The sequence below is a fragment of the Janthinobacterium sp. AD80 genome (genome assembly GCF_002878455.1).
Lineage (GTDB): Bacteria > Pseudomonadota > Gammaproteobacteria > Burkholderiales > Burkholderiaceae_D > Janthinobacterium.
Genome location: NZ_NRDQ01000009.1, coordinates 56,525 through 77,166, shown reverse-complemented (window position 1 = coordinate 77,166; position 20,642 = coordinate 56,525). Strand labels below are relative to the sequence as shown.

15 protein-coding genes and 1 pseudogene are annotated in these 20,642 nt (G+C 62.7%); 9 read left to right on the top strand and 7 right to left on the bottom strand.

The annotated features are described in order from the left end of the window. Positions 1 to 183: 183 nt before the first annotated feature. The gene (locus tag JaAD80_RS02225; protein WP_180979256.1) at positions 184 to 498 is read left to right on the top strand and encodes a c-type cytochrome; all 315 of its coding nucleotides are present in this window, start codon (positions 184 to 186) and stop codon (positions 496 to 498) included. Positions 499 to 589: 91 nt separating this feature from the next. Here the strand turns inward: JaAD80_RS02225 and JaAD80_RS02220 are convergent, their stop codons facing one another. Continuing rightward, a complete protein-coding gene (locus JaAD80_RS02220; protein ID WP_374755218.1) occupies positions 590 to 1,615 on the bottom strand; it encodes an NAD(P)H-binding protein in 1,026 nt (341 codons plus the stop codon). A 91-nt stretch (positions 1,616 to 1,706) separates the two neighbouring features. On the opposite strand from JaAD80_RS02220, the gene JaAD80_RS02215 reads away from it, so the two are divergent. Next, positions 1,707 to 2,609 (top strand): LysR family transcriptional regulator, encoded by a 903-nt coding sequence (locus JaAD80_RS02215; RefSeq protein ID WP_102292680.1) that lies wholly within the window; start codon positions 1,707 to 1,709, stop codon positions 2,607 to 2,609. Here JaAD80_RS02215 and JaAD80_RS02210 read toward each other — a convergent pair. From JaAD80_RS02210 to folD, 5 genes are all read right to left on the bottom strand, one after another. Then, the gene (locus JaAD80_RS02210) at positions 2,602 to 3,744 is read right to left on the bottom strand and encodes a branched-chain amino acid ABC transporter substrate-binding protein (protein ID WP_102292699.1); all 1,143 of its coding nucleotides are present in this window, start codon (positions 3,742 to 3,744) and stop codon (positions 2,602 to 2,604) included. The genes JaAD80_RS02215 and JaAD80_RS02210 overlap by 8 nt on opposite strands. 413 nt (positions 3,745 to 4,157) lie before the next feature. Continuing rightward, the gene (locus JaAD80_RS02205; protein ID WP_102292679.1) at positions 4,158 to 4,547 is read right to left on the bottom strand and encodes a hypothetical protein; all 390 of its coding nucleotides are present in this window, start codon (positions 4,545 to 4,547) and stop codon (positions 4,158 to 4,160) included. After that, positions 4,544 to 4,969: a DNA polymerase III subunit chi gene (locus tag JaAD80_RS02200; RefSeq protein WP_102292678.1), complete on the bottom strand. Its 426-nt coding sequence runs from the start codon at positions 4,967 to 4,969 to the stop codon at positions 4,544 to 4,546. The genes JaAD80_RS02205 and JaAD80_RS02200 overlap by 4 nt, the downstream gene beginning before the upstream one ends. A 5-nt stretch (positions 4,970 to 4,974) precedes the next feature. After that, positions 4,975 to 7,044 (bottom strand): M3 family metallopeptidase, encoded by a 2,070-nt coding sequence (locus JaAD80_RS02195; RefSeq protein WP_102292698.1) that lies wholly within the window; start codon positions 7,042 to 7,044, stop codon positions 4,975 to 4,977. A gap of 51 nt (positions 7,045 to 7,095) precedes the next feature. Beyond that, complete coding sequence (gene folD, locus JaAD80_RS02190; protein WP_072455517.1) at positions 7,096 to 7,941, bottom strand: bifunctional methylenetetrahydrofolate dehydrogenase/methenyltetrahydrofolate cyclohydrolase FolD; 846 nt, start codon at positions 7,939 to 7,941, stop codon at positions 7,096 to 7,098. Positions 7,942 to 8,907: 966 nt separating this feature from the next. Between folD and aceE the strand changes: the two genes are divergently transcribed. The 5 genes and pseudogenes from aceE (at position 8,908) to JaAD80_RS02170 (ending at position 16,906) form a co-directional block, all read left to right on the top strand. Beyond that, positions 8,908 to 11,604: a pyruvate dehydrogenase (acetyl-transferring), homodimeric type gene (gene aceE / locus JaAD80_RS02185; RefSeq protein ID WP_102292677.1), complete on the top strand. Its 2,697-nt coding sequence runs from the start codon at positions 8,908 to 8,910 to the stop codon at positions 11,602 to 11,604. 93 nt (positions 11,605 to 11,697) lie between these two features. Beyond that, positions 11,698 to 13,362 (top strand): dihydrolipoyllysine-residue acetyltransferase, encoded by a 1,665-nt coding sequence (aceF, locus tag JaAD80_RS02180; protein ID WP_102292676.1) that lies wholly within the window; start codon positions 11,698 to 11,700, stop codon positions 13,360 to 13,362. Between the two features lie 10 nt (positions 13,363 to 13,372). After that, complete coding sequence (gene lpdA, locus JaAD80_RS02175) at positions 13,373 to 15,160, top strand: dihydrolipoyl dehydrogenase (protein ID WP_102292675.1); 1,788 nt, start codon at positions 13,373 to 13,375, stop codon at positions 15,158 to 15,160. Positions 15,161 to 15,243: 83 nt separating this feature from the next. Then, a pseudogene (locus JaAD80_RS31960) lies at positions 15,244 to 15,452 on the top strand (dihydrolipoyl dehydrogenase); the annotation flags it as partial. Positions 15,453 to 15,721: 269 nt separating this feature from the next. Then, the gene (locus JaAD80_RS02170; RefSeq protein ID WP_102292674.1) at positions 15,722 to 16,906 is read left to right on the top strand and encodes a hypothetical protein; all 1,185 of its coding nucleotides are present in this window, start codon (positions 15,722 to 15,724) and stop codon (positions 16,904 to 16,906) included. Positions 16,907 to 16,925: 19 nt separating this feature from the next. Here JaAD80_RS02170 and JaAD80_RS02165 read toward each other — a convergent pair whose 3' ends face one another. After that, entirely contained in the window at positions 16,926 to 17,651 is a 726-nt protein-coding gene (locus JaAD80_RS02165; RefSeq protein ID WP_102292673.1) for a TetR/AcrR family transcriptional regulator, read from the bottom strand. 145 nt (positions 17,652 to 17,796) lie between these two features. Here JaAD80_RS02165 and JaAD80_RS02160 point away from each other — a divergent pair, with 145 nt between their 5' ends. Both JaAD80_RS02160 and JaAD80_RS02155 read left to right on the top strand, forming a co-directional pair. Continuing rightward, positions 17,797 to 18,999, top strand: coding sequence for an HlyD family secretion protein (locus JaAD80_RS02160; RefSeq protein WP_102292672.1), 1,203 nt, complete (start codon positions 17,797 to 17,799; stop codon positions 18,997 to 18,999). 6 nt (positions 19,000 to 19,005) lie between these two features. After that, the gene (locus JaAD80_RS02155) at positions 19,006 to 20,604 is read left to right on the top strand and encodes a DHA2 family efflux MFS transporter permease subunit (RefSeq protein ID WP_102292671.1); all 1,599 of its coding nucleotides are present in this window, start codon (positions 19,006 to 19,008) and stop codon (positions 20,602 to 20,604) included. Positions 20,605 to 20,642 lie beyond the last annotated feature (38 nt).

Genomic DNA, 20,642 nt, shown 5'->3' with positions numbered 1-20,642 from the left:
GTTTCCAGGGGCGGGGCGGCGGGCGTTACATCGCCTTACAAACAACATGGGAATTGGTGCGCGCTTGGGGCAAAATAGCCTTGCCTCGGGTGTTTATGTATTTGAAACGCTTGATCTGGGCTCGTGGTGAACCTGCCGAAACACGGTAGAATGCCGGCAGGAAGTTACTCTGGAGAAAAGACAATGAAACGTTCCATGATGTTGGTAGGTGTATTGGCTGTGTCGGCATTGACTTCGCAAGTGGCGATGGCCAATCCGGACCTGGCGAAAGCCAAGAATTGCATGGCTTGCCACGCGGTGAGCACGAAACTGGTCGGCCCTGCGTTCAAGGACGTGGCTGCCAAGTACGCGGGTCAAAAAGACGCGGAAAACAAGCTCGTGGCGAAAGTCATGAAGGGCGGCTCCGGTACCTGGGGTGCGATCCCGATGCCAGCGAACCCGCAAGTGAGCGATGCCGAAGCCCACACCCTGATCAAATGGGTACTGGCACAGAAATAATCTGTGCCCTGGCAACACCCCATCAATGCGCCGGCAATCCCGGCGCGTTTTTTTTTGTCCAAACCCAAGAGCACATACCGGGGTCGGACCCTCAGGGTCCGACCCCGGCCCTCGCTTGAGGAGTCCGGGTATGTCCGCCGGCCAGCAAATTGCCCATGCCAGCCAAGGTGGCCCGCACCGCCTCGTCGAGCGGCGTATGCGGCTCCTGCCCCAGCACGGCCAGTAGCCGCGCATTGTCCATTGCCAAGGGTGTTTGCCACAGATAGCGCATCTCGCGCAGCTCGCGCACGGTTGCCACGAATGGCGACGCCAGGGCCATCAGCCACCAGGGGAAACGCCCTACGGCGGGCGTGGCGCCCTCCGCATGTTCCACCGCGCGCACTATCGCCGTCGTCATTTGCCGCCCGTCATGGTCCCAGTGCCCGGCCATATGAAAGCGCGCGAATGGCGGCAGGCGGTCGCGCACGCCCAGCAATTGCAGCATGGTGCGCGCCACGTCGGGCAGGTAGGACCACTGGTGGCCCACGCCGGGCGCGCCCGGGTACAGGATGCTGCGCACGGGCTGGCCCGCTTTCACCAGGCCCTGCGAAAACCAGTTGTTGCCGGCGCGGGGACCGAAGAAGTCGCCCGCGCGCACGATGATGACCTTCGCGCCCTGCGTGCTGGCCCGTTGCAGGCGCGCTTCCAGCTCCACGCGGATGGCGCCCTTGCGCGTCAGCGGGCGCTGCGGCGCGTCTTCCGCCAGGACGTTTCCTGCTGCGGGGAAAACGTCGGGGCCAAAGTTGTACACCGTGCCTGGCAGCACGATGGTGGCGTTCCCGGCGATGGCCGCCGCGATGGTGTTGTCGAGCATGGGCAGCACCAGCTGGCCCCAGTTCCGGTAGCCGGGCGGGTTGACGGCATGCACGATCACCGAGCAGCCCCTGGCGGCCGCCATCACGTCCGCGCGCACCAGCGCATCGCCGCGCAGCCACTCGATGCCGTCGCTGCGCGCCGCTTGCAGCTCGCCCCGCTTCAGGGCGCGCACCGTCCAACCCGCCGCCAGCAGCTGGCGCAGCATCTCGCCGCCGATGCCGCCCGTGGCGCCCAGTACCAATGCTGTTTTCGTCGTATCCATCATGTTCTCCTTGTGGTTGATGGCCCCAGTATCTGCCGCGCGCAGCTATTTGGGAATTGACGAACATCGGGCACACGCTATACATTTATGTATGACTACCTCGATTGCCTGGGAATACTATCGCTCGCTGCTGGCTGTGCTGGAGCACGGCTCGCTGTCGGCTGCCGCCCGCGCACTGGCCATCACGCAGCCGACAGTCGGCCGGCACATCGCCGCGCTGGAGCAGGCGCTGGGCGTGACCTTGTTTACGCGCTCGCAGCTGGGCCTGTTGCCGACGGAGGTCGCCCTGGCCCTGCGTCCGCATGCGGAAACCATGGAACACACGGCTGCGCTGATGCAGCGCGCCGCCAGCGGCCAGGGGCAAGGCGTCGTGGGCAGCGTGCGCATCGCGGCCAGCGAAGCGGTGGGTGTGGAGGTGCTGCCGCCGATCCTCGCCAGCTTGCGCGAGCGCCATCCCGGCCTGGTTATCGAACTGGTACTGAGTAACAAGGTGCAGGACTTGCTGCGGCGCGAGGCGGACATCGCCGTGCGCATGCTGCGTCCGCGCCAGGAACAGCTGGTGGCGCGCAAGGTGGGCAATATCGAACTGGGCCTGCATGCGCATGAAGACTACCTGGCGCGCTACGGCATGCCGCAGGCCTGGACAGAGCTGGCGCAGCACGCCGTCATCGGCTACGACGAGGCGAGCCCGTTCGTGCGCAATGCGGGCGCGGCCTTCCAGGGATTGACGCGGGAACAGTTTGCCTGGCGCTGCGACAGCGACATGGCGCACCTGGCCCTGATACGCGAGGGCGCCGGTATCGGCGTGTGCCAGGCGGGCCTGGCGGCGCGCAATCCCGCCTTGCGGCGCGTGCTGCCGCAGGCGTTTTCACTGCCGATGGAAACGTGGGTGACCATGCATGAGGATTTGCGCGGCAGCCTGCGCTGCCGCGCAACCTTCGACGCGCTGGTCGAAGGCTTGCAAGCTTACGTGGCGACGCAGCCGCTTATTTGACCACTTCCATCTTGGTCTTCTTCCCGTCGCGATACGTGAACAAGGTCAGCGCGCCATCCTTGATGTCGCCATTGGCATCGAACGAGATCGGCCCCGTCACGCCCTGGTACTTGACCTTGGCCAGGAAGGGCAGGTAGACGGACGGTTTCGACGACTTGGCGTCGGCCATGGCGGTGGCCATGGTCATCACGGCGTCGTACACGTAGGGCGCGTACAGCTGCACTTCCATATTGTATTTCTGCTTGTAGCGGGCGCGGAAATCGTCCATGCCTTTTTGCTGCTCGCCCGTCACGCCGCCCGCTTCCGCGCACGTCACCACGTTTTCACCGACGGCGTCGCCGGCCAGCTTGCCCAGCGGCTCCGTGCACAGGCCATCGCCGCCCATGAACTTGGCCTTGATGCCCAGCGCCTTCATCTGGCGCAGCATCGGGCCGCCCACGGAATCCATGCCGCCGAAGAAGATCAGGTCGGGATTTTTCGACTTGATGCTGGTCAAAATGGCATTGAAGTCGGTCGCGTTGGCATTCGTAAATTCCTTGCCGACGATTTGCACGCCTGGCGCCGCCTTCTTGGCGCCCTTGACGAACTGTTCCGCCACGCCTTGTCCGTAGGCCGTGCGGTCGTCGATGACGGCGATTTTCTTCGCCTGCAGCTTGCCCACGGCATAGGCGCCCAGGGTGCCGCCCAATTTATTGTCATTGGCGACCACGCGGAAGGCCGTGTTGAATTTCTGCTGCGTGTAGGTGGGGTTGGTGGCGGCCGGCGAAATCTGCGGAATGCCGGCATTGAAGTAAATGCGCGAGGCGGGAATCGTCGTGCCCGAGTTCAAATGGCCGACGACGCCGTTGACCTTGGCGTCGACCAGCTTTTGCGCCACCGCCGTGCCCTGCTTGGGGTCGGCCGCGTCATCTTCGGCAACCAGCACGAATTTGACGGCCTTGCCGTCGATCTTGAAGCCTTTGGCGTTCAAGTCCTCGATGGCCATCTTGGCCGCGTTTTCATTATCCTTGCCCAGGTGGGAACTGGCGCCGGAGACCGGGGCGACATGGCCTATCTTGATGATTTCCTGCGCGCCCGCATGGCCGGCAAAGGCGAGGGCGATGGCGAACGGAAGGACTTTGGTCTTGAGCAGCATAAACATTCTCCAATGGATAAAGATACGGCGGCGTCTCGTGAAAACCGCTTCGAGGGGCGGTGCATGTGAAGAAAGGTACAACAAAAAACAGGCCGCGCAAAGCCGCATTTCGGGCTTTTTACATTTTGTCGCGACAATCACCAAACTGAGGCGCGATGCACCGATTTTATGGGCGTGAGTGCACCAAAGAATGGCGTTGGGAGAGGGAAGGGTGTAGGGAGGTGCTTGCTGCTAACCCCAAACAACATCCGGGGTCAGACCCTGAGGGTCAGACCCCGGCCTTTCGACGTTGGGGCACAAATAACGGCATGTGGGTAGGGCGGCTTGCTTGTGCAGGTCGGCTGAGGGGACGCCGGCATAGTCGCGTAGGTCGGCTTAGCGCGCAGCGCGCAAGCCGACGATGCTGGCGATGCTCAGGGCTGCGCCGGTGGATGCAGGTGACCGAGTTCATGGCTCACCGCATGCGCCACGATCTGTTCCAGCGACTGCTGCAAGTCTTCGCGCAAGGCGCCGCGCATGCCGATCAGGGCGTTTTGCAGGGCCGTCTGCAGCACGTGGGCGATGCGCTCTTCCAGCAGATGGTCGATCTTGCCTTGTACTTGATGCAGGATGCGCTGCGTCAGCCGCTGTTCGATGGCGTCCCAGTCGGGCTGCGCGACGCTGGCTGGCAACGCTGGCGCTGCTTCGACTGCCGGCATAGGGACGGGCACCGGCGCGGACTCGGGCGCCGTTTCTGCCACGTCCGGCCCCAGCAGCACCTCCGTCAGCAGGGGGATGCCCTGGTCGAATGGCTGCTGGCTCATGCTTTGCCTGCCACGAAGTGGGTTGGCTGCACATTTTGCTGGCGATAGTGCAGGAAGCGCTGGCGGCCCGCCTGCGCATCTTGCTCATCCATGGAAACGATCTCGAAGACGCGCTGGAACTGCGCGTAGCTGGCCGGCGGCAGCTGCGACAGGTTGACGAGGATGTCGTGGTGGGGCAACGCGGCCGTCTCGTCATCCGTCAGGATGATGGGCGTTTGCGCCGCCAGCGGGTCGCCGGCCAGCACGTGCGGCAGGAAATCCGTGGCGGAAAAGGTCCACATGGCGGTATTCAAGGCATCAAGCTGGACCGCGTCTGCGGCCAGCACGACGACCTTGTTGCCGGCCATGTAGGCCTTGCGCGCCAGGCGGCAGGCATAGGCCAGCTTGTCCGGCACGTTGCTGTGAAAGTCGACGCGGCTCATGGCGATCAAGCAGCCATGCCGCTGTGGCGCAGCAGGGCGTCGATGCTTGGTTCGCGGCCACGGAAGGCTGTAAACGATTCCAGCGCCGGGCGCGAGCCGCCGACGGACAGGATCTCTTCCAGGTAGCGCTTGCCTGCCTGCGCGGTGGCGGCCGGCCCCAGCGCCTTGGCTTCCTCGAAAGCCGCATAGGCGTCGGCGGATAGCACCTCGGCCCATTTGTAGCTGTAGTAGCCAGCCGCGTAGCCGCCGGCAAAGATGTGTCCGAAGGCATTCTGGAAGCGGTTGAAGGCAGGCGGGATGAGCAGCGAAAACTGGGCGCGCACGCCGTCGATCAGCTGCTGCACGCTCTGGCCCGTGGCCGCGTCGTAGTCATAGTGCAAATGCATGTCGAGCAGGGAGAATTCCACCTGGCGCAGGGTTTGCAGGCCGGACTGGAAATTCTTGGCCGCCAGCATCTTGTCGTACAGCGCGCGTGGCAGCGGCTCGCCCGTGATGGCATGCGCCGTCATGTGTTCAAGCACTTCCCATTCCCAGCAGAAGTTTTCCATGAATTGCGACGGCAGTTCGACGGCATCCCATTCCACGCCGGCAATACCCGACACGCCCAGCTCGTCGACCACCGTCAGCATGTGGTGCAGGCCATGGCCGAATTCGTGGAACAGGGTGATCACTTCATCGTGCGTGAACAGGGCAGGCTGCGCCTTGCCGTCGAGCACGGCCGGTTCCGTGAAATTGCAGGTCAGGTAGGCGATCGGTGTTTGCACTTGCTTGGCGTCGGCGCGGCGTCCCCGCGCGTCGTCCATCCAGGCGCCGTCGCTTTTCCCCGCGCGCGCATACAGGTCCAGGTAGAACTGGCCCACCAGCTTGCCGTCGCGTTCGATGCGGTAAAAACGCACATCCTTATGCCAGACGGGTGCTGTATCAAGCTCGATTGCGACGTTGAACAGGTTCTGGATCTGGCGGAACAGGCCGTCGATTACCTTGTGTTCAGGGAAATATTGTTTGACTTCCTGGGCCGAGAACGCGTAGCGGCGTTCCTGCAGCTTTTCGGACGCGTACGGCACGTCCCACGCCTGCAGCTCGGCGATGCCCAGTTCCTCTCGTGCAAATTGCTTCAGTTCCGCCAGGTCCTTCTCGGCGTACGGACGCGCGCGTTTGGCCAGGTCTTCCAGGAAGGCGATGACTTGCGCGGGCGAAGTGGCCATTTTCGACACCAGCGACACCTCGGCGAAATTGGCGTAGCCCAGCAGCTTGGCTTCCTCGTCGCGCAGTTTCAACAGGGTGACGATGTTCTGCGTATTGTCCCAGTCCTCTTTCTTGCTGAAGACCTCGCCCTGGTCCGATGCCTTGGTGGCGTTGGCGCGGTAGATGGTTTCGCGCAGGGCGCGGTTGTCGGCAAATTGCAGGATCGGGTAGTAGGACGGGAAGTGCAGCGAGAACTCATAGCCAGGCTTGCATGCTTTCTCGGCGGTGGCGCGCGCGGCCGCCTTCACGTCATCGGGCAGGCCGGCCAGTTCAGCTTCGCTCTCGACCAGCAATTTGTAGTCATTGGTGGCATCGAGCACGTTTTCGGAAAAGCGCGTAGCGACGGCCGCATGTTCTTCCTGGATGGCGCCAAAGCGCTCCTTCTTGTCTTCTGCCAATTCGGCGCCACCGAGGCGGAAGTCGCGCACGGCATTGTCGACGATGCGGCGGCGTGCCGGCGACAGGCTGGCGAAATCGGCGCTGGCCTGCAATTGCTTGTATTTGCCGAACAGAATTTCATTCTGGCCCAGTTCGGTCAAGAATTCCGTCACCTTGGGCAGGTTCGCATTGTAGGCGGCGCGCAGCTCGGGCGTATCGATCACGCTGTTCAAGTGGTTGACGATACTCCAGGCGCGGCCCAGGGTTTCGGCGATCTGGTCCTGCGGCGCGACGAAGTTTTCCCAGCTGACTACTTCCATGGGCGCTTCCAGCTGCGCCACGGTGGCGCGCGCCTGTTCCAGCAGAGTATCGATGGCAGGCGTGACATGCTCGTGCGTGATCGCGTCGAAGCGTGGCAGGCCGGAAAAATCAAGCAGGGGATTGGTAGTCATCGTCAGTTCCATATAGGTAAAAGGGCGGTCATGCCGCCCCGGGGTGATTCTTTAGATGCGTTCGGCAGCTTCGACCGTATTCATCAATAACATGGTGATCGTCATCGGACCCACGCCACCCGGTACGGGGGTTATGTGCGAGGCGACTTCTTTCACGCCAGCGAAATCCACATCACCGCACAGTTTGCCTTCATCGTCGCGGTTCATGCCCACGTCGATGACGATGGCGCCCGGCTTGACCATGTCGGCCGTCAGGGTATTGCGGCGTCCGACGGCGGCCACGACCACGTCCGCCTGGCGCGTGTACAGGCCCAGGTCCGGCGTCGCACTATGGCAGATGGTGACGGTAGCGTTCGCTTGCAAGAGCAGCAGGGCCATCGGCTTGCCGACGGTGTTGCTGCGGCCAATGACGACGGCGTGCTTGCCGCGCAAGTCCACGCCCGTGCTTTCGATCAGCTTCATGCAGCCATACGGCGTGCAGGGGCGGAAGCCGGGCAGGCCCGTCATCAGTTCGCCGGCGCTCAGCACCGAGTAGCCGTCCACGTCTTTCGTCGTGGCGATCGCTTCGATGACCTTGTGCGGGTTGATGTGCTTGGGCAAGGGCATTTGCACGAGGATGCCGTGGATGGCGGGATCCGTGTTCAGGCTGGCGATGCGTGCCAGCAAGTCCGCTTCGGACAGGTCCGCTTCATATTTTTCCAGCACCGAGTGGAAACCCACGTCGCCGCAGGCCTTGACCTTGTTGCGGACATACACTTGGCTGGCCGGGTCTTCGCCGACGAGAATCACGGCCAGACCGGGCTGGATGCCCTTGGCGGTGAGGGCGGCGGCGCGCGTGGCGATCTCGCTGCGCAGTTTTTGGGAGAGGGCGATTCCGTCGATCAGTTGTGCTGGCATGATGGGGGCTGAGAGCTGTGGGAGGGAAAAGACAGATTATAAAGCCGGGCGGCGCAAAGGGGCGGTTTTGGCGCCAAGCCGTTCAGTGAAAAAGTCATGACAACAGCGGGCCGGAGACGCGGGCCTGAGAAAATGCCGATGGCGGCGTTGCAGTTCCTTGCCGTACTGGCGTACTGTCTGCATCGCTGCGCCTTGCCCTCGACATTGTTCAGGCCCGCTTGGCCCGAACAACAGCGGGCTGGAGACGCGGGCCTGAGAAAATGCCGATGGCGGCGTTGCAGCTCCTTGCCGTACTGGCGTACTGTTTGCATCGCTGCGCCTTGCCCTCGACATTTTGCAGGCCCGCTTGGCCCGAACAACAGCGGGCCGGAGACGCGGGTCTGAGAAAATGCCGATGGCGGCGTTGCAGCTCCTTGCCGTACTGGCGTACTGTTTGCATCGCTGCGCCTTGCCCTCGACATTTTGCAGGCCCGCTTGGCCCGAACAACAGCGGGCCGGAGACGCGGGCCTGAGAAAATGCCGATGGCGGCGTTGCAGCTCCTTGCCGTACTGGCGTACTGTCTGCGTCGCTGCGCCTTGCCATCAACATTTTTCAGGCCCGCTTGGCCCGAAGTGCCTGGGCGGGCGACTGGGGTTTTCTTTCATTTTGCCGGTGTGCTCGCGGGTCGTACCCCTGTCGAAATTTGCTTTCAAGGGGAAGAGGGCGCCAACCTGGCGGCATGATGGTGTTGGCGCCGCTATTTGCTACTCTGCTCATCCTAATTTCCGGACAGAATTTGCGGCACTGCAGCATAAATTCCATAGGGTGATTTCACGATACGAAATGCTATATCGTAATTTGAAAAATACTAAATACGCTGTTAGAATCCCCACACTAATCCATCTTAATAGTAAATAATCAGCGAAATACCGTCCGACAGCGATCCGGAAAATCGGGGTGGGGCGATCACAAAGGAGACTCAACAGATGTCAGCTCAACTGAACCAGGTAACGACACAGATCGGCACCGACCCGGATATGCAGGAAACCAAGGAGTGGCTGGACGCGCTCGAAGCCGTACTGGAAAATGAAGGTCCGGAACGCGCGCATTACCTGATGGAACGCCTGGTGGACCTGGCCCGCCGCCGTGGCGCCCAGATCCCGTTCTCCAGCACCACCGCCTACGTCAATACCATCCCCACCAAGCAAGAAGCACACTGTCCCGGCAACCTCGAATACGAAGAGCGCCTGCGCTCGTGGATGCGCTGGAACGCCATGGCGATGGTCGTCAAGGCCAACCGCGCCGACGGCGACCTGGGCGGCCACCTGTCGTCGTTTGCCTCGCTGGCGAACATGCTGGGTATTGGGTTCAACCACTTCTGGCACGCGCCGACGGCCGACCATGGCGGCGACCTGCTGTACATCCAGGGCCACTCCTCGCCTGGCGTCTACGCGCGCGCCTTCCTCGAAGGCCGCTTGACGGAAGAGCAAATGCTGAACTTCCGCAAGGAAGTCGACGGCAAGGGCCTGTCCTCGTACCCGCATCCAAAGCTGATGCCTGACTTCTGGCAGTTCCCGACCGTGTCGATGGGCCTGGGCCCGCACATGGCGATCTACCAGGCGCGTTTCCTGAAGTACCTGCACGCACGCGGCATCGCCAAGACCGACAACCGCAAGGTATGGGCCTTCTGCGGCGACGGCGAGATGGACGAGCCGGAATCCCTGGGCGCGATCGGCCTGGCCGCACGCGACATGCTCGACAACCTGGTCATCGTGGTCAACTGCAACCTGCAGCGCCTGGACGGCCCGGTACGCGGCAACACCAAGATCATCCAGGAACTGGAAGGCGAATTCCGTGGCGCCGGCTGGAATGTCGTCAAGGTCATCTGGGGCCCGGGCTGGGACGCCCTGCTGGCACAGGACAAGGATGGCATCTTGCAGCAAGTGATGATGGATACCGTCGATGGCGAGTACCAGAACTACAAGGCCAAGGATGGCGCCTACGTGCGCAAGCACTTCTTCGGCAAGCATCCGAAGCTGCTGGAAATGGTTGCCAACATGACGGACGACGACATCTGGCGCCTGACCCGTGGCGGCCACGATCCGCACAAGATCCACGCGGCCTTCAAGATCGCCCAGGAACACAAGGGCCAGCCGACCGTCCTGCTGGTGAAAACCATCAAGGGCTACGGCATGGGCAAGTCCGGCGAAGCGCGCAACACGGCGCACCAGACGAAAAAACTCGACGACGAAGCCATCCGCGAAATGCGCGACCGCTTCTCGCTGCCGATCCCGGACGACAAGCTGGCCGATATTCCATTCTTCAAGCCAGCCGACGACGCGCCGGAAATGATCTACCTGCACGAGCGCCGCAAGGCCCTGGGTGGCTACCTGCCGCAGCGCCGCCAGAAAGCCGAAGAAACCCTGCCCGTGCCTGCCCTGGACGCGTTCAAGAACGTGCTGGAAGCAACGCCGGAAGGCCGTGAAATCTCGACCACGCAAGCGTTCGTGCGCGTCATTTCGACCCTGCTGAAAGACCCGAACCTGGGCCAGCGCGTGGTGCCTATCCTGGTCGATGAATCGCGTACCTTCGGCATGGAAGGCCTGTTCCGCCAGATCGGCATCTACAACCCGAAAGGCCAGTTGTACGAGCCGGTCGACAAAGACCAGGTCATGTACTACCGCGAAGACAAGGCTGGCCAGATCCTGCAAGAGGGCATCAACGAAGCAGGCGGCATGAGCTCGTGGATCGCGGCGGCGACGTCGTACTCGACCAACGACCGCATCATGATCCCGTTCTACACCTTCTACTCGATGTTCGGTTTCCAGCGCATCGGCGACCAGGTGTGGGCTTCGGCCGACATGCGCGCCCGCGGCTTCCTGATGGGCGGCACGGCTGGCCGGACGACCTTGAACGGCGAAGGCTTGCAGCACGAAGATGGCCACAGCCATATCTTCGCCGCGACCATCCCGACCTGCATGCCGTACGATCCGACCTTCAGCCATGAAGTCGCCGTCATCATCCAGGACGGCCTGCGCCGCATGATCGCCAACCAGGAAGATGTGTTCTATTACATCACGATCATGAACGAGAACTACGCCCAGCCAGGCATCAAGCCAGGCCAGGAAGAAGGTATCCTGAAAGGCATGTACAAGCTGCAGGAAGGCCAGGCGGACGCCAAGCTGCGCGTACAGCTGATCGGCTGCGGCACCATCCTGCGCGAGTCGATATTCGCCGCCGAGCTGTTGCAAAACGACTGGGGCGTGGCCGCGGACGTGTGGTCGGCGCCGTCGCTGACCCTGGTGGCCCGCGATGGCCAGGATGCGGAACGCTGGAACATGGTCAACCCGTCGAAAGAACAGCGCGTGCCTTACGTGACGTCGCTGCTGCAGGACACCGACGGCCCGATCGTCGCCACGACCGACTACATGCGCGCATTTGCAGAACAGATCCGCGCCTTCATGCCGAAGGGCCGCACTTATAAAGTGCTGGGCACCGATGGCTTTGGCCGCTCGGACAGCCGCGCCAAGCTGCGCGAGTTCTTCGAAGTGAACCGTTATTATGTCACCGTGGCCGCGCTCAAATCGCTGGCTGACGAAGGCAAGATCGACGTATCGGTAGTGGAGCAGGCGATCGCCAAGTACGGCATCGACGCGAACAAACCGAATCCGGTGACCCAGTAATCGTTAAGGGATCCGATCACGCCAGGGCAGTGCGCAAGCGCCGCCCTGGCGTGTCTGCGGGTCCATCTGACAAATAAAATAACGGAGCAAGCTATGAGCATTGTGGAAGTCAAAGTCCCGGATATCGGCGATTTCAAGGAAGTCGAGATCATTGAACTGATGGTCAAGCCAGGCGATACGGTCAAGGTCGATCAGTCCCTGATCACGGTCGAATCGGACAAGGCCAGCATGGAAATTCCATCGAGCCACGCCGGTGTCGTCAAGGAATTGAAAGTCAACGTGGGCGACAAGATCGCCGAAGGTTCGCTGGTCCTGCTGCTGGAAGTGGCGGACGACGCCTCGGCGCCTGCGCCAGCCGCTGCCGCACCAGCTGCAGCACCTGCCGCTGAAGCCGCACCTGCCGCCGCTGCCGCGCCAGCACCTGCCGCCCCTTCCGGCGCGCCGGCCCTGGTCGAAGTGACCGTGCCTGATATCGGCGACTTCAAGGAAGTCGAAGTCATCGAACTGATGGTCAAGGTGGGCGACAGCATCAAGGTCGACCAGTCGCTGTTGACGGTGGAATCGGACAAGGCCAGCATGGAAATTCCATCGAGCCATGCCGGTATCGTCAAGGAATTGAAAGTCAAGGTCGGCGACAAGGTTGCCAAGGGTTCGCTGGTGCTGGTCGTGGAAACGACGGGCGGCGCTGCTGCTCCTGCAGCCGCTGCTGCGCCAGCGCAAGCAGCCGCCGCACCAGCCGCCGCCGTCGCTTCGGCACCCGTGCCTGCCGCAGCACCTGCTGCAGCCCCGGCTCCTGCCGTCGCACCTGCCGTCAACGGCAAACTGGCGCATGCATCGCCATCGATCCGCAAGTTCGCGCGCGAACTGGGCGTGGACCTGATCCGCGTGGGCGGTTCCGGCCCGAAAGGCCGCATCACCCAGGAAGACGTGCAGAACTTCGTCAAGGGTGTGATGTCGGGCGCTGTCGCCGTGCCAAATGCGCCGGTCGCCGCCAAAGGTGGTTCGGGCGTGGGCCTGGATCTGCTGCCATGGCCGTCGCTGGACTTCAGCAAGTTCGGCACGACCGAACTGCTGCCGCTGTCGCGCATCAAGAAAATCTCCGGTCCGAACCTGCACCGCAACTGGGTCATGATCCCGCACGTCACGCAGTTCGACGAAGCGGACGTGACGGACCTGGAAGCGTTCCGCGTCGACACCAACGCCGCCAATGCGAAGAACAAGGATGCGGCCAAGCTGACCATGCTGGCCTTCGTCATCAAGGCGTCCGTTGCCGCGCTGAAGAAATTCCCCGCGTTTAACGCGTCGCTCGACGCCAAGGGCGAGAACCTGATCCTCAAGCAGTACTACAACATCGGCTTCGCGGCCGACACGCCGAATGGCCTGGTGGTACCGGTGATCAAGGGCGCGGACCAGAAGTCGGTGTCGCAGATCGCCCGCGAAATGACGGAACTGTCCTTGCAGGCGCGCGAAGGCAAGCTGAAGCCGGCCGACATGCAGGGCGCCAGCTTCACGATTTCGTCGCTGGGCGGCATCGGCGGCACGCACTTCACGCCTATCGTCAATGCGCCGGAAGTGGCGATCCTGGGCCTGTCGAAAGCCTCGATCAAGCCGGTATGGGATGGCAAGGCCTTCCAGCCGCGTTTGATGATGGGCACCTCGCTGTCCTACGACCACCGCGTGGTCGATGGCGCGATGGGCGCGCGATTCTCCGTGTACCTCGGCGAAGTCCTGGCCGACATGCGCAAAATTCTGCTGTAAGGAGCGATTGATGAGCACAGTAGAGGTAAAAGTACCGAATATCGGCGACTTCAAGGAAGTCGAAGTCATCGAACTGATGGTCAAGGTCGGCGACACCATCAAAGTGGACCAGTCCCTGATCACGGTCGAATCGGACAAGGCCAGCATGGAGATTCCGTCGACCCACGCGGGCGTCGTCAAGGAAGTCAAAGTCAAGGTCGGCGACAAGATCGCCGAAGGCAGCGCGCTGCTGGTGGTGGAAGCGTCGGAAGGTGCTGCAGCTCCTGCAGCCGCTCCGGCGGCCGCTGCTGCGCCTGCGGCGGCACCGGCTCCTGCAGCGGCGGCACCAGCTGCAGCCGTTGCCGCCATCCCGGCCGGCAATTACAGCGGCCAGGTCGACATCGACGTCGACATGATGGTGCTGGGCGGCGGTCCTGGCGGTTACTCGGCCGCATTCCGCGCGGCCGACCTGGGCATGTCGACGGTCATCGTCGAGCGCTACGCCACCCTGGGCGGCGTGTGCCTGAACGTGGGCTGCATCCCGTCGAAGGCGCTGCTGCACGTGGCCTCCGTCATCGATGAAACGGCGCACATGTCCAACACGGGTGTGACGTTTGCCAAGCCGACCATCGACATCGACCAGGTACGCAAGTACAAGGAAGGCGTGATCTCGAACATGACGGGTGGCCTGGCCGGCATGGCCAAGGCGCGCAAGACGCAAGTGGTCACGGGCGTGGGCCAGTTCCTGTCGGCCAACCACATTGAGGTGACGGCAGGCGACGGCTCGAAAAAAGTCGTGCAGTTCAAGCAAGCCATCATCGCCGCCGGTTCGTCCGTGGTGAAGCTGCCATTCGTGCCGGAAGATCCGCGCATCGTCGATTCGACGGGTGCGCTGGAACTGCGCCAGATCCCGAAACGCATGCTGGTCATCGGCGGCGGCATCATCGGCCTGGAAATGGCCACCGTGTATTCGACATTCGGTGCGCGCATCGACGTGGTCGAAATGATGGATGGCTTGATGCAGGGCGCGGACCGCGACGCCGTCAAGGTGTGGCAGAAGTTCAACGAGAAGCGCTTCGACAACATCATGACCAAGACCAAGACGGTCGCGGTGGAAGCGCTGGCGGAAGGCATCAAGGTCACGTTTGAAGCTGCCGAAGCAGGTGCCACGGCACCGGCGCCACAGATTTACGACCTGGTATTGGTGGCCGTGGGCCGCAGCCCGAACGGCAAGAAGCTGGCCGCCGACAAGGCGGGCGTGCAAGTGACGGACCGCGGTTTCATCAACGTCGACAGCCAGATGCGCACCAACGTGCCGAACATCTTCGCCATTGGCGACCTGGTGGGCCAGCCGATGCTGGCGCACAAGGCCGTGCATGAAGCCCACGTTGCAGCGGAAGCGGCTGCCGGCCAGAAGTCGCACTTCGACGTCAAGGTGATCCCGTCGGTCGCCTACACGGACCCGGAAGTGGCATGGGCCGGCATCACGGAAGATGAAGCGAAAGCCAAGGGCATCAAGGTCGAGAAGGGCCACTTCCCGTGGGCAGCTTCGGGCCGCGCCGTGGCCAACGGCCGCGCCGAAGGCTTCACCAAGCTGCTGTTCGACGCGGAAACGCACCGCATCATCGGCGGCACCATCGTCGGTACGCATGCGGGCGACATGATCGGCGAGATCGCGCTGGCCATTGAAATGGGCTGCGACGGCACCGACATCGGCAAGACCATCCACCCGCACCCGACCCTGGGCGAGTCGATCGGCATGGCCGCCGAAGTGTACGAAGGCGTATGCACGGACCTGCCGCCACCGCGCAAGCGCTGATGTTGTAGCGCTGTGCCGTGACACTAAAAACCCCGCAAGCGATTGCGGGGTTTTTTTATTATTCAACTGCGATGAAACACCTCATCGGCGGCACCATCGTCGGCACGCATGCGGGCGACAGGTGAACGATGAAACGGCGAAACCACCTTGGCCATCGAAATGGGCTGCGACGACACCGACATCGGCAAGACCATCCACCCGCACCCGACCCTGGGCGAGTCGATCGGCAGGTCGGCAAAAGCGCGCGGAAGTAGGCGTGTGCACTGACTTGCCGCCACCGCGCAAGCGCTGATCGCTAATAAAGCATTAACTTCCAGTATGGAAAACCAGGGACTTGTTCCCGGGTTTTTTCATTTTCCTTGACCTCGGCAAGCTAAATCGCTGATGCACTGTGGCGGATAGGTGTCATGTGAAAATTGGTGAGTATTGCCACACGGAAAAAGTGGCAGAATGGAGGCCTGTAACCATGTTTCGCTCGCGCTTGCCCAGGGGCGTGTGAATTTTCCCTGAACGTTGCCAGTGTCCGGTCAAGTTCGGCTGTACTGTGAAAGTTTTGCAACAATGAAAAAATTTACCGCCCTCCATATTTCCGATGTCCGCTTGCGCCGGAACGATGAGCAAGAGCAGGCCGTGATGTTGCATGCCTTGTATCAGGACGTATCAGCCATGCTGGCGGCGGGCAGGCAGATCGATGCGATTTTCTTCACGGGCCAGCTGGTGGCGCCTGATGCCTGCGATGACACGACGCCCGTGTATGTCTATGAATACTTCCTGCGTCCCTTGTTGCAGGCGGCTTGCCTGCCTGGCGCGCGCTTTTATCTGGTGCCGGGCAGCCGCGTGCAGGGCGTTGCGGCCGCGGCGCTGGGCAGTGCCGGTTTCAGTTTCTTTGCTGCCGATGAGCACGCCAGTGCGGAGCAGCGCGCGCGCTACAAGAATATTCACGCCGTCTTCCATGGACACCAGCATACGGGCGACGCCAGTTCGCTGATGAAGTCGCTGGGAATCTTATTTAAAAGCAATCCTGGCAGCCTGTATGGGGCACACGGCCAGATGGCCGCGTATGCCGTGCTGGAATTTGGCACCCAGGCGGCCGAGGGCGGCGCGCCCGCCTCGCCCTGGACGGTGGCCCTGCGTGAATTCGATGATGTGAGCAAGAGCTTTGCCCTGTCGGTGCTGTACACGCCGAATGGCCAGGAAACGGGGCAGATGGATGCGGAATACGTGTTTGCCACCCTGCTGCCGCAACTGGCCGGCGAACCCGTGTATTTTGAAGGCTTGCTGGGCAAGGCGGCGCAGCAGCAGCGCGTGCCCGTGGGCGGTGCCGCCGATGCGCGGGAATTCCTGATTGAACTGGCCTTTGTCATGTTCGAGGCCAAGACCCTGTTCCTGGAGCAGGCGCAGCTTGAGCGCTTTGCCAGCGACTATTGCGCCGTGAAAGGCTGGGGCTTGCCGGCTTCCGACTGGCTGGCGCCGCTGTACCGCCATGGCTTGCTGCTGCAGGCCGATGGGCAAGTGGCGTTTGCCTTCGATTACTTCCGCACCTATTTCCTCGCGCAGCGCTTTGAAACCTCGTTCGACCTGATGCGCTATGGTCCCGAACGCCATGACGGCAGTGAGTCTTCACTCAGCTTTGACGGCGCGTCGGCGGCCCAGCCATTCCTGCGCGCGCTGGGCCTGGGCGGCGAACGCCCAGAGGCGCCAGCCGCGCCGGCGGCCATGCCGCAAGACTGCAGGCGCCCTGGCTGAGCCTGTGGCGTGAGGCGCTTCAGCCGGCCGCTGGCGGCTGGCGCAAGGTACCGCGCAGGAACAGGTCTAGGCCGGCTGCGACCTTGAGGCGCAGCTGCGACACATCGGGCTGCGCCGGCGGCGGGAACAGCAGGCGCGACATCTGGTCGCCGAGCAGGCAGTTGAGCAGGTGCAAGGCCATCACGGAGGCCGTCAATTCCGCGCGAAACAGCGGCGCGATATCGGGCCGGCTGAAAAACCGCGTCAGCATCTCGCGCGTCTGCCCCGGTCCCACTTTATAAAACGTTTCCGCCAGTTCCGGGTGCGTGGCCGCTTCCGCCACCACCATGCGGTTCAGGCGGATGGCCGCCGGCATGGTTACCAGCTGCACGAACAGCAGGCCGAACTCGCCCAGGATGGTGGCCAGCGGACGCATGTCCGTTTCCAGTGCCGGCATGGTGGAGAAATACGCGGCGCGGCGCTGTTCCACCACGGCGTTGAACAGGCCCGACTTGCCGCCAAATTTCACATAAATCGTCCGTACGGCCACGTGGGCTTCGCGGGCGATCATTTCCAGACTCACTTTTCCATACCCTTTTTCCAGGAACAGGCAACCGGCCGTGTGCAGCAGGTTTTCCATGCGTGCCTCCATGTCGGCGGCACGCGGGCGGCCGGCCGGCTTGCCGCAGCAGCTCAGTTCCTGGGCAGTGTCGGTGTCGGTAGGGCTGTCGGTAGGCAAGGTGTCGCTGAGGCCGGGATCGGGCATGGTCGGGGTCTCTTTACAGGTTGGAAGGTGAGTGATGGCTCACACTGTAGTGCAAATTAAAATGAAATGCAATCGTTTCATTTCTTGACTTTGCCTTTTCTTTGACCAATAATGAACATATATCATTTCATTTTCGGAGCGCAGTATGTCGAACCAGCCTGGCCAAGCAGAACAAAAAGTGCTTAGCGCCGTCCCACCCGCGGCCCCCGCCGCACCGTCCACGCCCGCCGCACCTGCCAGCTCCGCCGCACCGAACCACCGCGTGAAGATCATCGCCGGCCTGATCGTGCTCGTCGCCCTGGGCGCCGGCGCCCGCATGTGGTACCGCAGCCACTATTTCGTGGAAACGGAAAACGCCTATGTGGCCGGCCACGTGCACCCTGTATCGGCGCGCATTTCCGGCGTCGTCACCAAGGTCTTCATCGACGACAACCAGATGGTGAAAGAGGGCGACGTGATCGCCGAACTCGATCCTTTCGACCAGCGCGTGAAAACCGAGCAGATCGCCGCGCAGATCGCCAGCGCCGAGCAGCAAGTGCTGCAGGCCGAGGCGCAGATCGCGCAAGTGCAGGCGCAAGCGAGCGCCAGCCAGGCGCAAGTGGCGCAAGCGGACGCGCAATTGCTGCGCGCGAAACAGGATGCCGAGCGTTTCGGCCAGCTGTATACGAGCCAGATGAAAGCCGTCTCGAAAGCGGAACTGGACGCGGCCAACGCGGCCCGCTCCAGCGCCGTGGCCGACCTGGCCGCCCGCCGCGACAGCGCTTCCGCCGCCAAGGCGCAAATCGGTGCGGCGCAAGCTGCGCGCGACGTCGCCAAGGCCCAAGTGGCCGTGCTGCGCGTGCAATTGAAGGACGCGGAACAGCAGCTGCAATACAACCGTATCCTGGCGCCCGTCGCCGGCCGCATCGGCAAGCGCAACGTGGAAACGGGCATGCGCGTGCAGCCTGGCCAGCAGTTGACGGCCATCGTGCAGGACAACGTCTGGGTCACTGCCAACTTCAAGGAAACGCAACTGGCCGACCTGCACCGCGGCCAGAGCGTGCACGTGACCATCGACGCCATGCCGGGCAAGAAACTGGTGGGTACCGTGGACAGCTTCGCGCCGGCATCGGGCGCGCAATTCGCCCTGCTGCCAGCCGATAACGCCACCGGCAACTTCACCAAGATCGTCCAGCGCGTGCCGGTGAAAATCGTCTTCCAGCCGCAGGACATCAAGGCCATGAATGGCCGCCTGGTGCCGGGCATGTCGGTGATCGCCGAAGTGGAAGTGAACCAGCCTGACACGCAGCCGGCCGCGCAGCACGCCGCCGCGCCAGCTGATTCTGCCGCACAGACCGCCGCCCGCTAAGTTTCCATGAGCAGCCCTTCCACCACACCGGCGGCATCGCCGGCGTTCCCCGTGATCAGCGAGAAAGTCTCCGGGCGCACCTGGCTGGCGGTCGCCGCCGGCATGCTGGGCGCCTTCATGGCGGTGCTCGACATCCAGATCACCAACTCCTCGCTCAAGGATATCCTTGGCTCGCTGTCGGCCACCCAGGAAGAGGGCTCGTGGATTTCCACGGCCTACCTGGTGGCGGAAATTATCGTCATTCCCCTCACTGCGCTGCTGGCGCGCGTGTTCGGTCTGCGTACCTACATGATCGGCACCACTGCCTTCTTCCTGCTGTTCTCCACCCTGTGCGGTACGGCCTGGAACCTGGAAAGCATGATCGTCTTCCGCATGCTGCAAGGGTTCACCGGCGGCGCGCTGATCCCGATGGCCTTCACCCTGGTGATGCTCAAGCTGCCACCGTCGAAGCGCGCCGTCGGCATGGCCATTTTCGGCCTGACGGCCACCCTGGCGCCGGCCATGGGCCCGACCCTGGGCGGCTACCTTTCCGAGCTGTATGGCTGGCCCTCGATCTTCTACATCAACTGGGTGCCGGGCGTGCTGCTGATCGCCGGCATGATCTATGGCCTGGACAAGGAGCCGATGAAGCTGCAGATGTTCTGGAAGGCCGACTGGCTGGGCATCTTCTTCATGGCCCTGGGCCTCGGCTGCCTGACCATCTTCCTGGAAGAGGGCAATTCGAAGGACTGGTTCGACTCGGGTTTCATCATCACCTTCGCCGCGCTGGCCCTGGTGGGCATCCTGGGCTGGGTCGTCACCAGCGCCACGCGCGCCGAGCCGTTCGTCAACCTCGCTTTGTACGGCCAGCGCAATTTTCTGGTCGCCACCGTGCTGTCGGCCGTGACGGGCATGGGCCTGTACGGCTCGGCCTTTTTGCTGCCTTTGTTCCTGGGCCAGATCGCCGGCTACTCGCCGATGCAGATCGGTGAAGTCATCATGTGGGTAGGCTTGCCGCAGCTGTTCATCATGCCGTTCGTCGCCAAGCTGTCATCCGTGGTGGACAACCGCATCCTGTGCTCGTTCGGCCTGCTGCTGTTCGGCGGTTCGTGCATGATGAACGCCTACATGGACGCGTCGACCGGCTACGACCAGCTGCTGTGGTCGCAGGTGGTGCGCGCGCTGGGCCAGCCCTTCGTCATGCTGACCCTGTCGAACTTCGCCATGAAGGGCATCGCGCCGAAGGACATGCCGTCCGCGTCGAGCCTGTTCAACATGACGCGCAACCTGGGCGGCTCCATCGGCATCGCCCTGCTGGCCACGGCCCTGAGCACGCGCGAGCATTTCCACTCGCAGCGCCTGGGCGAGGCGATCAACGCATTTTCCAGCGCCACGCAGCTGCGCATCGACCAGCTGACGTCGTCGTTCATGGCCAAGGGCTTCGATTCGGTCACGGCCGGCAACCAGGCCTTGCAGGCGATTGACGGCATTGTGCGCCGCGAAGCGTATGTGATGGCCTACAACGATGGCTTCTTCCTCATCGGCGCCATCCTGCTGGCCTGCATCGTGCCTCTGTGGCTGGCCGACAAACTCAAAGCTCCCGGTGGCGGTGGCGGCGGTCACTGACCGTCCACAGCCCGCACGTGCAGCACCTCAAGAACAAG

Bases quoted from the DNA above. Each gene is read 5' to 3' on its own strand.
- JaAD80_RS02225 (WP_180979256.1), top strand. From the start codon at position 184: ATGAAACGTTCCATGATGTTGGTAGGTGTATTGGCTGTGTCGGCATTG.
- JaAD80_RS02220 (WP_374755218.1), bottom strand. From the start codon at position 1,615: ATGGATACGACGAAAACAGCATTGGTACTGGGCGCCACGGGCGGCATC.
- JaAD80_RS02215 (WP_102292680.1), top strand. From the start codon at position 1,707: ATGACTACCTCGATTGCCTGGGAATACTATCGCTCGCTGCTGGCTGTG.
- JaAD80_RS02210 (WP_102292699.1), bottom strand. From the start codon at position 3,744: ATGCTGCTCAAGACCAAAGTCCTTCCGTTCGCCATCGCCCTCGCCTTT.
- JaAD80_RS02205 (WP_102292679.1), bottom strand. From the start codon at position 4,547: ATGAGCCAGCAGCCATTCGACCAGGGCATCCCCCTGCTGACGGAGGTG.
- JaAD80_RS02200 (WP_102292678.1), bottom strand. From the start codon at position 4,969: ATGAGCCGCGTCGACTTTCACAGCAACGTGCCGGACAAGCTGGCCTAT.
- JaAD80_RS02195 (WP_102292698.1), bottom strand. From the start codon at position 7,044: ATGACTACCAATCCCCTGCTTGATTTTTCCGGCCTGCCACGCTTCGAC.
- folD (WP_072455517.1), bottom strand. From the start codon at position 7,941: ATGCCAGCACAACTGATCGACGGAATCGCCCTCTCCCAAAAACTGCGC.
- aceE (WP_102292677.1), top strand. From the start codon at position 8,908: ATGTCAGCTCAACTGAACCAGGTAACGACACAGATCGGCACCGACCCG.
- aceF (WP_102292676.1), top strand. From the start codon at position 11,698: ATGAGCATTGTGGAAGTCAAAGTCCCGGATATCGGCGATTTCAAGGAA.
- lpdA (WP_102292675.1), top strand. From the start codon at position 13,373: ATGAGCACAGTAGAGGTAAAAGTACCGAATATCGGCGACTTCAAGGAA.
- JaAD80_RS02170 (WP_102292674.1), top strand. From the start codon at position 15,722: ATGAAAAAATTTACCGCCCTCCATATTTCCGATGTCCGCTTGCGCCGG.
- JaAD80_RS02165 (WP_102292673.1), bottom strand. From the start codon at position 17,651: ATGCCCGATCCCGGCCTCAGCGACACCTTGCCTACCGACAGCCCTACC.
- JaAD80_RS02160 (WP_102292672.1), top strand. From the start codon at position 17,797: ATGTCGAACCAGCCTGGCCAAGCAGAACAAAAAGTGCTTAGCGCCGTC.
- JaAD80_RS02155 (WP_102292671.1), top strand. From the start codon at position 19,006: ATGAGCAGCCCTTCCACCACACCGGCGGCATCGCCGGCGTTCCCCGTG.